Genomic DNA, 13,737 nt, shown 5'->3' on the forward strand with positions numbered 1-13,737 from the left:
GGCACGTCTCAGGCGCCGGGCGTCGGTTCGTCCTCCACGATCAGGGGGTAGACGCCGTTCTCGTCGTGGACCTCGCGACCGGTGACCGGCGGGTTGAACACGCACGCCATGCGCAGGTCGGTCTTGGCGCGGACCGTGTGCTTCTCGTTGCCGTCGAGCAGGTAGCACATGCCGTCACGGATCGGGTGGATCTCCCCGGTCTCGCGGTTGACGAGCTCGCCCTCGCCGCCGACGCAGTACACCGACTCGATGTGGTTGGCGTACCAGAAGTCGCTCTCGGTGCCGGCGTACAGGATGGTCTCGTGGAAGGAGAAGCCGACGCCTTCCTTGGCCAGGACGATGCGGCGGCTGCGCCAGTTGCCGTTCGCGGGGGTGACGTCGCGGTCGGTGCCGTCGAGGTCCTCGACGTAGGTGATCTTCACGGCGTGTGCACTCGTTTCCTCGTTGGGGCGGCGGGGCCTGGTGGCCCCGCCGGGTGGGGGTGGAACTGGGGGGTCAGGCTGCGGCGGCCTGGGGGGCGCCGAGGACCTCGGTGGCGGCGTCGGCGATGATGTCCAGGCCGCGCCGCACCTCCTGGGAGGTGATGGTCAGCGGCGGCATGGTCTTGAGGACCTCGCTCTCGGGGCCGGACGTCTCCACCAGCAGCCCGCGCCGGAACGCGGCCGCGGCGATCTTCCCGGCGGCCTCCTTGTCGGGGAACTCGATCCCGGTGAGCATGCCGCGGCCCTTGACGACGGCGTCCTGGTAGCCGTCGGCGATCTTCTGCAGGCCGTCGCGCAGTTCCCCGGCGCGCTCCTGGACCTGCTTCTCGAAGGTGTCGTCGGCCCAGAACGTCTTCAGCGCGGCCGCGCCGGTCACGAACGCGGGGTTGTGGCCGCGGAACGTGCCGTTGTGCTCGCCCGCCTCCCACTGGTCCAGCTCGGGGCGGACCAGGGTGAGGGCCATCGGCAGGCCGTAGCCGGACAGCGCCTTGGACAGGCACACGATGTCCGGGGTGATGCCGGCCTCCTCGAAGCTGAAGTAGGTGCCGGTGCGCCCGACGCCCGCCTGCACGTCATCGACGATCAGCAGGATCTCGTGCGCCTTGCACAGGTCGGCCAGCGCGCGCAGCCACTCGGGGCGGGCGGCGTTCAGGCCGCCCTCGCCCTGGACGGTCTCCACGATGATCGCGGCCGGCAGGTCGACGCCGGAGCCGCTGTCCTCCAGGACGCGCTCGAGCCACAGGAAGTCCTCGACGGCACCCGAGAAGTAGTTGTCGTACGGGATCTTCGAGGTGTTCGTCAGCGGCAGGCCGGCGCCCTGGCGCTTCATGGAGTTACCGGTCACCGACAGCGCGCCGAGCGTCATGCCGTGGAACGCGTTGGTGAACGACAGGATGTGCTGGCGTCCGGTCACCTTGCGGGCGAGCTTCAGCGCGCTCTCCACGGAGTTGGTGCCGGTCGGGCCGGGGAACATGACCTTGTAGTCCAGGCCCCGCGGCTCGAGGACGTGGTCCCGGAAGCTGGTGAGGAACTCCCGCTTGGCTTTCGTGTGCATGTCGAGGGAGTGGACGATCGCGCCGGAGCGCAGGTAGTCGATCAGCGGCTCGGTGAGCTCGGGGTGGTTGTGCCCGTAGTTCATCACGCCGGCTCCGGCGAAGAAGTCGAGGTACTCCCTCCCGTCCTCCGTCGTGACCGTGGATCCCTCCGCGGTCGCGAGCACGACCGGCCAGTTCCTGCAGTAGCTGCGGACCTGCGATTCGAGCTCGTCGAAGATGGTGGTCTGGGACATGGGGTATCTGCTCCCGGGCATGGTTGTCACCGCGGGCTGCGCCGTTCGGCGGCCGGCGGTCGGTCTCGTGGATGGATCGAGGATGGTTGTCAGGCCGCCGTGGCGACCGGGCCGATACGGAACAGGTGCTCCGTGTCGTGCCCTCCTCCGAGGATCTTCTCGGTGAAGAGGGGGGTGCGTTCCACGCCGGCGCCACGCGCCTGCGCGAACGAGGTGAACAGGGCGATCGACGCCGCGTTGTCCGCGGTGATGGTGGTCTCCACGTACGTGCACCGCGGCACACGCGAGACCACGTGGTCGAGCATCCTGGCGGCCAGCCGACGGCCACGGAACGCGGCGTCGACCGCGACCTGCCACACCATCAGCGTGGCGGGCTCGTCCGGGCGGACGTAGCCGGTGAGAAATCCGGCCGGCTGTCCGCCGACCGTCGCGATCACCGACGTGGCGGCGAAATCACGGGCCCACAGCACATAGGCGTAGGACGAATTGAGGTCGAGCGTCTGGGAATCCCTGGCGATCCGCCACATGGCGGATCCGTCATCGACGGTGGGTTCCTTCAGTCCCACGTCCTGACTGGTCCGTGCTTCGTTATGGTCTTCGTCGGAGGGCTGCATCGCCCATCAACCGTAACGGACTTTATTGACAGTGTCATGTTGCCGTCACAATTCGGCAACAAGATGTGGGCAAGCCCACCCCTCGAATCGTTATTGTTCCCCTGTGATCGCCAACCACCGCGGCAGCGGATCAACAATCCGGCCCTACCAGCCCAATGACCGGGATCCCGTCACCGGGATCTGCGTCCGCACGGCCGCCGGCGGGCAGGACGCCCGCGGCATCTACTCGGACGACCTCCTCATGCCCGACGTGTACTGCCTCCCGTACGTCACCTACGCTCCCGACCTCGCCTGGGTGGTGGACGACGCCGAAGGCCGCGCCATCGGCTACATCCTCGCCGTGGCCGACACGAGAGCGTTCGTCGACTGGTACGCGCGCGCGTGGGCCCCGGGCTTCCGCGCCCGCCACCCGCGACCCGGCCCGATGGGGCGTGCCTACCGCTACAGCGAGGAGGCGCTCGTGCGCGACGGCGGCGACCCGCACCGCATGCTGCGCGGCATCACCCCGCAAGAACTCGCCGACCATCCCGCGCACCTGCACATCGACCTGCTGCCCGAGGGGCAGCGGCAGGGCCTGGGCCGCCGGCTGCTGGACACGCTGCGCGCGGCGCTCGCGGAGCGTGGTGTCCCGGGGGTGCATCTGGGGATGGATCCTGCCAACGCGGGTGCGCGTGCGTTCTACGACGCGTACGGGTTCCGGGAGCTTCCGTCCCACCGGCCGGACGCGCCGCTGCTGGGGATCAGTTCCCGGTGAAGCGGGCGCGCAGGTCGGCTTTGCGGGCCTTGCCCGAGGCGGTGCGCGGGATGTCGTCGACCACGACGACGCGCTGGGGGAGCTTGTAGCGGGCGATGCGGCCGTCGAGGAGGGTGCGGACCTGTTCGGTGGTCAGTTCGGCGTCGTCGTGCACGGTCACGACGGCCCAGGGCACCTCGCCCCATCGTTCGTCGGGTACGCCGATGACGGCGACGCCGGTGACGCCGTCGATGCCGGCGACGAGGTCCTCCACCTCGGCCGGGTAGATGTTCTCCCCGCCGGAGATGATCATGTCCTTGAGCCGGTCCGCGACGTAGAGGTAGCCGTCCTGGTCCTGGTACCCGAGGTCGCCGGAGCGGTACCAGCCGTCGCCGGTGAACGCCGCGGCCGTGGCGGCGGGCAGGCCGAGGTAGCCGGGGAAGACGTTGGGGCCGGCGATCTCGATCTCTCCGACGACGCCGGGTGGCGCGGTGCCGCCGGCGCCGTCGGAGATGCGCACGTCCATGAAGAAGTGCGGCAGGCCGACGCTGCCACGCTTGTCGCGGGTGCGGTCCGGGGCCAGGCTCGTGGCCCCGGGCGAGGTCTCGGTCATCCCGTACCCCTGGGAGAACGCCAGCCCGCGGGCCTCGTACGCGTCCAGGATGCGTGTCGGGACGGCGGACCCGCCGCAGGTCAGCTTCTCCAGGGTGGACAGGTCGGTCCGTGGCCAGGCGGGGTGGTCGGCCATGAGCTGGTACGTCGTGGGTACCCCGCTGAGCATCGTGACGCGGTGCCGCTCGATGAGGTCCAGGGCGCGGCCGGCGTCGAACCCTCGCTCGAGGACGATCGTGCCGCCCTTGAGGATGACCGGCAGGGCTCCCATGCCCAGGGCGGCGGCGTGGAACAGCGGGGAGGTGAGCAGGAGCACGTCGGTGGAGACGACGTCGTAGTCGACGACGCAGTTGACCGAGACCCAGGTGAGGTTGCCGTGCGTGAGGACGGCTCCCTTCGCCTTGCCGGTCGTGCCGGAGGTGTACATGACCACCGCCGGGTCGTCGTGCGTGACCGGTGCGGGGTCCGGGACGGTTCCGGCCGGGCCGGTGGCCGCGATGGCGCGCAGTCCCGGCCGGGATCCGTCCTCGCCGTCGTCGTCGGAGAGGATCCGGTCCGCGGCGACGGCGCGTGCGGCCGGGGCGACCCGGTCGGTGAGCCGGGCGTCGTGGAGCACGATCCGGGCGCCGCTGTCGGTCAGGACGTGCTCGATCTCGACGGTCGCGAGTCGCGTGTTGACCGGCACGAAGGCCGCCCCGAGCCGCGTGACCGCGAACAGGGACTGCAGCAGGACGGGACTGTTCTCGCCCACGTAGGCCACGGCGTCGCCCGGGCCGATGCCGCGGTGGGACAAGGCCGCGGCGAGACGTTCGACGCCGTCCGCCAGGGCGCCGTACGTCAGCACCTCGTCGCCGCAGATCAGCGCGGGCTTGTCCGGGTCCCGCAGGCGGCGCCGGGCGGGCCAGCCGCCGATACCGAGCTGGTACATCGTGACTCTCCTCGTCGTCGAGGTGTGCCGGAGGATAGCCCGGCACCGGGGGTCAGCGGTAGAACCGGTAGAGGGAACGAGCCACGACGGCGGGCCGGGCCGCACCCTCGATCTCGAACGTCTGGTCGACCGTGAGCTGGTAGCCGTCGCCCTTGACCTCGCTCACCTCGGCCACGACGGCGTTCATGCGCACCCGCGCCCCGGCCGGCACCGGCGAGACGAACCGCACCTTGTCCAGCCCGTAGTTCACCCGGGTGGTCACGTCCCGCGGCTCCAGCAGCTCGCTCCAGAACCGCGTCGCCAGCGACAGGGTCAGGAAGCCATGCGCGATCGGCCCGCCGAACGGCCCCTCCGCGGCCCGCACCGGGTCGGTGTGGATCCACTGATGATCGTCCACCGCGTCCGCGAACGTGTCCACCCGCTCCTGGCTCACCTCCGCCCACCCGGTCCAGCCCAGATCGCGCCCCTCGAGGGCAGGCAGCTCGTCGTACGGCACGGTCAGCGTCATGACAGCTCCTTCGCGTCGGGGCGCAGCTCCGCGGGCAGCGGCGGGAACGACTCGCCGACCGACTGCAGCGGCCCGATCTCACCGTCGAACGAGGCGAGCAGCGCCTCGTAGGTCCAGCCCCCCTCACGGTAGGCCGTCGCCACCGGCTCCGGGTGGCTCCACAGCTGCAGGCGGTCCCCGCCGATGCCGATCGCCTGGCCGGTGATCCCGGCCGCGGCGTCGGACGCGAGGAACGCGATCAGCCCCGCGACGTCGTCCGCGGTGCCGAAGCCCAGGTCGTGCCGGAAGAAGTCAGGCATCGCCCGCCCCTGCTCCTCGGCCTCGACGGCGGCCGCGAAGTAGGGCACGGTCGCGGTCATCGCGGTGGCGGCGACCGGGATCACCGTGTTCACGGCGATCTCCGCCTTCCTCAGCTCCAGCGCCCAGGTACGCACCATGCCCACGATGCCGGCCTTCGCGGCGGCATAGTTCGTCTGGCCGAAATTGCCGCGCTGCCCGGTCGGCGAGCCGATGCACACGATCCGCCCGCCGGCACCCTGCTCCCGCATGCGGGTCGCCGCCTCGCGCACACACGTGAACGTGCCCCGCAGATGCACGTCGACCACGGCGTCGAAGTCGTCGTCGCTCATCTTCCACAGCACCGTGTCCCGCAGGACACCCGCGTTCGTGACCAGCACGTCGAGCCTGCCGTACGTGTCGAACGCCGCGTCCACCAGGTCCCGCGCGGTCCGCGCCGGACCCACCGGCGCCACGACGGCGGTAGCGGCCCCGCCCGCACCCCGGATCGCCTCGACCGCCTCGGCGGCCGCGGCCTCCTCGACGTCGTTCACGACGACCGACGCACCGCGCCGCGCGAGCTCCGCCGCGTAGGCCAGACCGAGCCCACGGCCCGACCCGGTGACGATGGCAACCTTGCCGTTCAGCGTCATGGATAGTCTCCTTCGATCGGTGCCCATCCCAGCGCATGTACTTGAGAATGTCAATAATTGACGGCGTCCATCTTGTACAGTCGAGACATGACCAGCGAGCTGCACACCGCGCCACCCCTGACAAGCAACACCGCCTTCCTCCTGGCGCGGGCAAACGCGAACTCCCTCGCATCCGCACACGCCGCACTCGCCGACCTCGGCCTCCGCGTCCGCTCCTACTCCGTCCTCGCCCTCGCCGCCACCGACGAACGACACTCCCAACGAGGCATCGCCGACCTCCTCCGCCTCGACCCCAGCCAAGTCGTCGCCCTCGTCGACGACCTCCAACGACGCGGCCTCGTCACCCGCGAACCCGACCCCCGCGACCGACGCGCCAAAGTCGTCGCCGCCACCGACGAAGGCCGCCGCATCCACACCGCGGCGCTCGCGGCGGCCGGCGAGGCCGAGCGCGAGCTCCTCGCCCCCCTCGGCGAGGCGGAACGCCAGGTCCTGCGCGACCTGCTGCGCCGCCTGGCGTTTCCCGCGTGAGGGGCGCGGGCGCCCCTGGCGAGGACGATGACATTCGCAACGATTGACACCCTCAACGACTTGCTGCTTCACTGAGGACCGCCGCACCCGCGGCCCCCCTCAGTCACAAAGGAGTCGCTGAGCATGCCCCCCACCCGAGCCCTCCCCCTGGCCGCCCTCGCCGCGTCCACCCTGCTCCTCGCCGCATGCACCACCGGATCACCCAGCGGCAGCACCACCACCTCCGAACCCGCCGACGACGACCTCACGCCCGTCACCGTCGGCCTCCTGACCATCACCCCCTCCGCCGCCATCCAGTACGGCATCGACGAGGGCATCTTCGCCGAGCACGGACTCGACGTGTCCGTCCAGGCCGCCCAAGGCGGCGCCGCGATGCTCCCTGCCGTCTCCACCGGCCAGATCGACTTCGGCGTCGGCAATCCCCTGTCGGTACTCATCGCCGCCGGCGAAGGCGTCGACATGCGCATCGCCTCCGGCTACTCGGCCTCCCTCGCCGACGGCGACGACATCAACGCCATCGTCACCCGCGCCGGCGACGACATCACCACCTGGCAGGACCTCGCCGGCAAGAAGGTCGCCGTCAACACCGTCAACGGCCAGGGCGACCTCACCATCATGGGCTCCGTCCAGGCCGACGGCGGCGACCCCGGCGCCGTCGAATTCCTCGAGGTCGCCTTCCCCGACGCCCTCGCACAACTCGACAGCGAGAACGTCGACGCCGTCTGGATCCCCGAACCCTTCCTCTCCGCCGCCGTCGCCGACCCCGACAAGTACAGCGTCCTCGGATATCCCAACCAGAACACCCTCCCCGGTCTCCCCACCATGGTCACCTTCACCTCCGGCAGCCTCGCCGACGAGAACCCCGAACTCGTGACCACCTGGCGCGAAGCCGTCACCGAGGTGCTCGACGCCGCCACCGCCGACCACGACGGATTCGCCACCACCATCGCCGAGTTCACCGGCATGCCCGAGGACGCGGCCGCCAACCTGCGCCTCGAACGGCTCTCCGCCGACCTCGACCCCCAGGTCCTCACCGACCTCGGCACCCTCGCCACGCAGTTCGAGTTCGTCGAGAACCAGCCCGACCTCGACACGATCATCCTCGACTGACTCGTGAACCCCACGACGTCACCCCCCGCACCGCCCTCCACCCAGGAGCGCCGCACCCGCGACCGCCCCCGGCGACCGTCCACGCGGCGGCCACTACGCCACCCCCTGCTCGGCGCCGCAGGCGTCCTGACCTTCCTCGCCGCCTGGGAGACGGCCTCACGCACCGCCGTCGTCGACCCCGCCTACCTCCCACCCGCCACCGACGTCCTCGTCGCACTCGCGGTCAACGCCACCCTCACCGGCTTCTGGGAGGCGGTCGGCCGGACCGTCACCTCCTGGGCCCTGGGCATGCTCCTCGCGCTGCTGCTCGCCGTGCCGCTGGCGACCGCCGCCGGCCTGTGGCCGTTCCTGCAGCGCACCACCCGGTCGACGGTCGAGTTCCTCCGGCCGATCCCGTCCGTCGGCCTCATCCCGCTCGCCGTCCTGCTCCTGGCCGAGCCCTTGCAGCAGAGCCTCCTGATCATCGTCTACGGGGCGTTCTGGCAGATCTTCGTCCAGGTGCTGTACGGCGTGGCCGACGTCGACTCCGTCGCGATGAGCACCGCGCGCAGCTACGGGTTCACGCCCTTGCAGCGCGTCCGCGACGTCGTGCTGCCGACGGCTCTGCCGTTCCTGATGACCGGCGTCCGGCTCGCGTCCGCCGTCGCCCTCATCCTGGCCGTCACGGCCGAGCTCGTGATCGGCACGCCCGGGCTCGGCAACCAGATCGCACTCGCCAAGGACGCCGGGCTGTACGCCTCCACCTACGCCCTCGTTCTCGCCACCGGCCTGCTCGGCGTCCTGATCAACCTCGGCGTGCGGGCCGCCGAACGTCGCCTGCTGTCATGGCACCAGTCCGTCCGGGGGGACGCCTCATGAAGCGGACACTCGTCTCGCTCGCCTACGCCCTCGGCCTGCCCGTCGTCCTCGTGGCGACCTGGTGGCTCGTCACCCGGGACACCACGAGCATCTTCGTGCCGAAGCCCGCGGAACTCGTCTCCGAGCTCGTCGTCACCTGGGCCGGCGACCGCCTGGTCACCGACGTGCTGCCGAGCCTCGCCCGGTTCGCGGCCGGCACCGGCGCGGCGATCGTCCTGGGCATCCTCGTCGGCCTCGTCACGGGCCTGAACAGCGGCCTGCGCGCCTTCTGCGAACCGGTCTTCGAGTTCTTCCGCGCGATCCCGCCGCCGGTGCTCATCCCGGTGTTCGGCCTCGTGATCGGCGTCAGCGACAGCATGAAGATCGCGGTCATCGTCGCGGGGGCGATCTGGCCCGTGCTGCTCAACACCGTCGAGGGCGTGCGGGCCGTCGACGCCGTCCAGACCGAGACCAGCCGCTCCTACGGGATCCACGGGTTCAACCGGGTGCGGTACCAGATCCTGCCGGCCGCCGCACCGCAGATCCTCGCCGGGGTGCGCCAGGCCCTGCCCATCGGGATCGTGCTCATGGTGATCAGCGAGATGTTCTTCTCGTCGTCGGGCCTGGGCTTCTCCATCATCCAGTTCCAGCGCCGCTTCGCCGTGCCCGAGATGTGGTCGGGCATCCTCGTGCTGGGACTGATCGGCATCGCGGTCTCGATCGCCTTCAAGCTGGTCGAGCGCCGCGTCCTCCACTGGTACTACGGATTGAAGGAACTCGACGATGCCTCCTGAGGACGCCCACGACTCCGCCGTCGTGCACCGCGGACGCACGCTCCCACCCGAACAGACGCTGCTGTCCGTCCGCGGCCTGCGGAAGGTGTACGAGACCGGCGGCGACGCCGTCGAGGCGGTCCGCGACCTGACCTTCGACCTCGGCCGGAACGAGCTGACCTGCCTCGTCGGGCCGTCCGGGTCCGGGAAGACGACGCTACTCAAGTGCATCGCGGGCCTGCTGCGGCCCACGAGCGGCGACGTCCTGCTGGACGGCAGGCCCGTCACCGGCCCGCCGAAGAAGATGGCCGTCGTCTTCCAGGAGTACGGCCGGTCGCTGTTCCCGTGGCTGCGCGTCGCCGACAACGTCGGCCTCCCGCTGCGCAACGCCGGGGTGCCCGCCGCCCGCCGCGCGGACCTGGTCGCCGAGGCGCTGGACAGCGTGGGGCTGGCCCACGTGCCCCGCGCGTACCCGTGGCAGCTCTCCGGGGGCATGCAGCAGCGCGTCGCGATCGCCCGCGCGATCGCGTACCAGCCCGAGGTGCTGCTCATGGACGAGCCCTTCGCCGCCGTCGACGCCCAGACCCGCGCGGACCTGGAGGACCTGGTGCGCTCGGTCCGCGAACGCCTGGGCGTCACGATCCTGTTCGTGACCCACGACATCGACGAGTCCGTCTACCTCGGCACACGCGTGATCATCCTGTCGTCGTCACCGACCGTGATCCAGGAGGACCTCGTGGTCGACCTGCCCGACCAGCGCGACCAGCTCGAGACCCGCGCCCTGCCGCGGTTCACGGAGCTGCGGCACCACGTCTACGAGCAGATCCAGCTGGCGAAGCGCGGATACCGGCCCGGATCGGCCGACGCGGGAAACTAGCCCTCCTCCCCCGCACCCGCTTCGGTCCAGGCGCGGCGGACCTGCTCGAACCGGGTCGGGAGCGGAGTGCGCGTCGCGCCGTACTTCGCGTTGGTCCGGTGCACGAAACGCCGCCACGACAGCACCAGGCCCTGCCGCGTGATCGGCAGGCCACTCGTGACCGTGGTGCCGTTGTCGTGCGTGTGGTGCACGGTGAGCAGCAGCGCCCGGGGAGTCGAACCCTCCAGCTCCACCGCCAGCTCCTCGCGCACCGACATCCAGTGCCTGAGCAGGACCACCAGATCCGCAGGCAGCCGGTGCCTGCGCGGCACACGGTGCTTGCCGTGCCGCACGGTCGCGGCGCCCTCGCCGGCGCGCGCCGTGCCGGGGCCCAGGTCGAGGTCCTCCACGCGCATCCGCAGCAGATCGCCGTAGCGCGCGCCGGTCGCCCGCACCAGCCCCGTGATCACGGCGAGCCGCGCCGTCTCCGGCTTCGCGTCCGGGCGCACCGCCTCCGACGCCAGCTCGCGCCACACCCACTCGGCCTCCTCGAGCGTGACCGGCGGACGAGGGTACCGGGGCTCCTCGGCCGCGGGCCTTCCGGTTTTCGTGGAAGTTGAAGGTCGGGTGGCGTCCTGACTGTCCATGGCGTGATTCTACGCTTGGCACACTATTAATTCCAGGGTACTCGCGGGATGCTCGCCGGCGCTGCGGCGGCCTGCGCTCGGGCAGGGCCTCCCCGTCCGACGTCGCGCAGCCCGCCGCAGGTAACCCGAGGCGCTGGCGCCGACCACTCCGGATGCCCCTTCGCGTAGGCTCGTCGCCGTGACCGAGCCCGCCCTCCCCCGCACCCTGGCCCGGCCGGTCGACCACGAGCTGGTGATCAAGAAGTCGCGGTTCCTGGCCCGCCTGGAGCCGGTCGCGGACAGCGCGGCGGCGGACGTCGTCGTCGCACGGATCCGGAAGGAACTCTGGGACGCGCGGCACCACTGCGTGGCGATGGTCCTCGGGGTACGGGCGGATCAGGCACGCTCCTCCGACGACGGCGAGCCCTCGGGCACCGCCGGCGTCCCGATGCTGGAGGTGCTCAAGCACCGTCACGTGTCCGACGTCGTCGCCGTGGTGACCCGCTACTTCGGCGGCGTGAAGCTCGGCGCGGGCGGGCTGGTGCGCGCGTACTCGGGTGCGGTCTCGCAGGCGCTGGACCTCGCCGCGGGGTCGGGCGCGATGCTGCGGCGCGAGATCCTGCACGAGGTCGAGGTGCCGGTCCCGCACGCGGACGCCGGACGGATCGACAACCTGCTGCGCGACTGGGCGGGCTCGCACGGCAGCATCGTCGGCGATCCCGTGTACGACGACGTCGCACGCCTGCACCTGCTCGTCCCGGCCGCGCGACTGGCCGCGCTGCGGGCGGACCTCGCCGCGGCGACGTCGGGAACGCTGACGTGCGAGGTCGGCGACAGCCGCGTGGTGGACGTGCCGGCGTAGCTTTCGCGCGTCGCGCCCCTCCGTGTCGCGCCTCCGCGCGGTGGGAGTTATCCACAGATCGAGTGGTCCGGTAGCAGAACGAACCCGGGAGCCATAGGATCGAACACGTGAACTTGATCTAGAGATCGACCGCCAGGCGGTAGGTCGCCCACACGAAGCAGGGGGTGCGTACTGATGCAAGGTCCGATGTTCGACGACGGCGCGGCGCGCGCCCCTGGTCACCTCGAGTCGTACCCGCCGGACGCGTTCGACGGCGATGCGTTCGAGGATGTGGAGGTCGTGGACGCACACGGTTTGCCGATCCTGCCACCGGATCATACCGAGGCTGAGCTCGCGGCGATCCTGGCGACCAACCCGATGGACGACCCGCAGATCGCCGCCGAGGCCGCGCTGTGGGAGCGGATCGGACCGGACGGCCTGCCGGGCGAGCTTGTCGACCCGGTCGATCTCCTCCTGGACGAGGTGACCGGGCCGGCGCCGGATGCGATTCAGGCCGCCGCACTGCGCGACCTGACCCGACCCGACCGGCTGGACCGCCTGGGCGACGACGAGCTGCGCCGCGTGGTAGCGGGCTGGGAACGGCTGATCTCCTGGGCCCGGGCCGGCCAGGCCGACGTGGCCCGTGAGCTCATGGCCCGCACCGACCACCCGCTGTCACGGGACTCGGTGGCCGGGGAGATCAGCGGCGAGCTGCACGTGACCACGGACGAGGCCTGGCAGATCGCAATGCGGGGCGAGGGCACCGGGCTGTACCCGCAGCTGGCCGACGCACTCGCGGCGGGGCGGATCGACGCGAAGAAGACCGACACGTTCCTGCGTGCCGGTACCGACCTGACCCCCGCCGAGCGTGGCCAGGCCATCGACGACCTGTTGCCGGACGCGCCGCGGCGGACGTGGAAGTGGATCAGCGAACGGATGAACGCCCGCGCGGGCGAGCTCCACGGGAGGAAGGCTCGCCGCCGCGACATCACCGACAGGTGCAACGTGTGGGCCGAACCGGCGGGTTCCGGCCGCGGACGCATCATCGCGGACCTGCCGGTCACCGACGCCGCCCTGACGTTCAACGCCGTCCAGGCCGCGGCCAAGGCCCTCAAGGACACCCCGGGCGAGACACGATCTCTGGGTGCACTGCGCGCCGCCGCGTTCACCGCCCTGGTGACCGGACGCCTCGTCCTGCCCTGCCCCGACGACGAGCCCGACGACGAGCCGGGAAACGACCCGGATGAGAACCCCGGCGAGAACGCACGTGTCGAACCGCCCGGCCTGACACCACCGGTTCTCGACACGGACCTCGTCCCCGTTCCCCACGACCCGGACGGCGTGCATCTGACCGGCACCACGGAGGGCACCCGCCTGCGCGTGATCGATGTCCCGGCGACGGTCCACGTCACCGTCCCGGCCACCATGCTCCTGGACCCCGAGGACATGACCCCGGGCATCCTGGACGGCATCGGCCCCGTCCCAGCGGACGACGCCGCACGCATCGCCGCCGACGGCACCTGGCGGCGCCTGCTGACCGACCCCGTCACCGGTGTCCTGACTGACTACTCGACCCGCACCTACACCCCCGGCGGCATCCTGCGCGCCGCCATCGGCGCACGGGACCGCGCCTGCCGGTTCCCCGGCTGCGACCGGCCCGCCACCACTGGCGGCAGGTCGGCCACCGACCTGGACCACATCCAGCCCTTCGACAAGGATCACCGCTACAGGCCCGGTGAACCTGGCCAGACAAGGGCAACGAACCTGCATCTCTTATGCAGAAAACACCACAACTTGAAAACGCATGCCCACTGGCAGGTGACCCGCGATCCCGACACCGGGATCACCCGCTGGACCGCACCCAGAGGTGCGGCCAGCACGGTCGAACCCGCGATTGTCGACCCCGTCATCCGCTATGGCCGCGCACACGGGCTCACGATCGCTCAACCTCCGGAAGGCCAACCAGCGAAGGGCCAACCGCCAAAAGGACAGGACACCACCGCTCCGGACGGAAGCCGCGATCACGGCCCACCGTTCTGAACGGCCCACCGGTTGCTCTCGGCCCAGACCAC

The 13,737-nt window shown here is 71.0% G+C and carries 15 protein-coding genes; 8 read left to right on the plus strand and 7 right to left on the minus strand.

The features are described 5' to 3' along the window. Positions 1–8: 8 nt before the first annotated feature. The 3 genes from ACYVK5_RS14185 to ectA all read right to left on the minus strand — a co-directional run bounded on the left by ACYVK5_RS14185 (position 9) and on the right by ectA (position 2,336). On the minus strand, positions 9–422 hold the full coding sequence (locus ACYVK5_RS14185; RefSeq protein ID WP_460706022.1) for an ectoine synthase: 414 nt from the start codon (positions 420–422) through the stop codon (positions 9–11). Between the two features lie 73 nt (positions 423–495). Then, positions 496–1,770, minus strand: coding sequence for a diaminobutyrate--2-oxoglutarate transaminase (ectB, locus tag ACYVK5_RS14190; protein ID WP_460706024.1), 1,275 nt, complete (start codon positions 1,768–1,770; stop codon positions 496–498). A gap of 89 nt (positions 1,771–1,859) precedes the next feature. Then, positions 1,860–2,336, minus strand: a complete 477-nt coding sequence (gene ectA / locus ACYVK5_RS14195; protein WP_460706026.1) for a diaminobutyrate acetyltransferase — start codon at positions 2,334–2,336, stop codon at positions 1,860–1,862. Between the two features lie 151 nt (positions 2,337–2,487). Between ectA and ACYVK5_RS14200 the strand changes: the two genes are divergently transcribed. Further along, complete coding sequence (locus ACYVK5_RS14200; RefSeq protein WP_460706028.1) at positions 2,488–3,138, plus strand: GNAT family N-acetyltransferase; 651 nt, start codon at positions 2,488–2,490, stop codon at positions 3,136–3,138. Here ACYVK5_RS14200 and ACYVK5_RS14205 read toward each other — a convergent pair. From ACYVK5_RS14205 to ACYVK5_RS14215, 3 genes are read right to left on the minus strand one after another with little or no spacing between them, the layout of a single operon-like run. After that, on the minus strand, positions 3,125–4,657 hold the full coding sequence (locus ACYVK5_RS14205) for an acyl-CoA synthetase (RefSeq protein WP_460706030.1): 1,533 nt from the start codon (positions 4,655–4,657) through the stop codon (positions 3,125–3,127). The two genes, ACYVK5_RS14200 and ACYVK5_RS14205, sit on opposite strands and share 14 nt — an antisense overlap. A gap of 52 nt (positions 4,658–4,709) precedes the next feature. Further along, positions 4,710–5,165: a MaoC family dehydratase gene (locus ACYVK5_RS14210; RefSeq protein WP_460706032.1), complete on the minus strand. Its 456-nt coding sequence runs from the start codon at positions 5,163–5,165 to the stop codon at positions 4,710–4,712. After that, complete coding sequence (locus ACYVK5_RS14215) at positions 5,162–6,094, minus strand: SDR family NAD(P)-dependent oxidoreductase (RefSeq protein ID WP_460706034.1); 933 nt, start codon at positions 6,092–6,094, stop codon at positions 5,162–5,164. Before ACYVK5_RS14215 ends, ACYVK5_RS14210 begins: the two co-directional genes overlap by 4 nt. Positions 6,095–6,181: 87 nt before the next feature. On the opposite strand from ACYVK5_RS14215, the gene ACYVK5_RS14220 reads away from it, so the two are divergent. The 5 genes from ACYVK5_RS14220 (at position 6,182) to ACYVK5_RS14240 (ending at position 10,219) form a co-directional block, all read left to right on the plus strand. After that, positions 6,182–6,622, plus strand: coding sequence for a MarR family winged helix-turn-helix transcriptional regulator (locus ACYVK5_RS14220; protein ID WP_460706036.1), 441 nt, complete (start codon positions 6,182–6,184; stop codon positions 6,620–6,622). 123 nt (positions 6,623–6,745) lie between these two features. Next, positions 6,746–7,732 carry an ABC transporter substrate-binding protein gene (locus ACYVK5_RS14225; protein WP_460706038.1) on the plus strand — a complete coding sequence of 329 codons (987 nt, stop codon included), beginning with the start codon at positions 6,746–6,748 and terminating at the stop codon, positions 7,730–7,732. A gap of 3 nt (positions 7,733–7,735) precedes the next feature. Further along, positions 7,736–8,590, plus strand: coding sequence for an ABC transporter permease (locus ACYVK5_RS14230; RefSeq protein ID WP_460706040.1), 855 nt, complete (start codon positions 7,736–7,738; stop codon positions 8,588–8,590). Then, positions 8,587–9,363 (plus strand): ABC transporter permease, encoded by a 777-nt coding sequence (locus ACYVK5_RS14235; protein WP_460706042.1) that lies wholly within the window; start codon positions 8,587–8,589, stop codon positions 9,361–9,363. The genes ACYVK5_RS14230 and ACYVK5_RS14235 overlap by 4 nt, the downstream gene beginning before the upstream one ends. Continuing rightward, entirely contained in the window at positions 9,353–10,219 is an 867-nt protein-coding gene (locus ACYVK5_RS14240) for an ABC transporter ATP-binding protein (protein ID WP_460706044.1), read from the plus strand. The genes ACYVK5_RS14235 and ACYVK5_RS14240 overlap by 11 nt, the downstream gene beginning before the upstream one ends. Here ACYVK5_RS14240 and ACYVK5_RS14245 read toward each other — a convergent pair. Further along, positions 10,216–10,845 carry a tyrosine-type recombinase/integrase gene (locus ACYVK5_RS14245; protein ID WP_460706046.1) on the minus strand — a complete coding sequence of 210 codons (630 nt, stop codon included), beginning with the start codon at positions 10,843–10,845 and terminating at the stop codon, positions 10,216–10,218. The genes ACYVK5_RS14240 and ACYVK5_RS14245 overlap by 4 nt on opposite strands. 178 nt (positions 10,846–11,023) lie before the next feature. On the opposite strand from ACYVK5_RS14245, the gene ACYVK5_RS14250 reads away from it, so the two are divergent. Both ACYVK5_RS14250 and ACYVK5_RS14255 read left to right on the plus strand, forming a co-directional pair. Continuing rightward, complete coding sequence (locus ACYVK5_RS14250) at positions 11,024–11,686, plus strand: IMPACT family protein (RefSeq protein WP_460706048.1); 663 nt, start codon at positions 11,024–11,026, stop codon at positions 11,684–11,686. A 174-nt stretch (positions 11,687–11,860) separates the two neighbouring features. Next, the gene (locus ACYVK5_RS14255; protein WP_460706050.1) at positions 11,861–13,705 is read left to right on the plus strand and encodes an HNH endonuclease signature motif containing protein; all 1,845 of its coding nucleotides are present in this window, start codon (positions 11,861–11,863) and stop codon (positions 13,703–13,705) included. Positions 13,706–13,737 lie beyond the last annotated feature (32 nt).

The organism is Myceligenerans halotolerans (genome assembly GCF_054782975.1).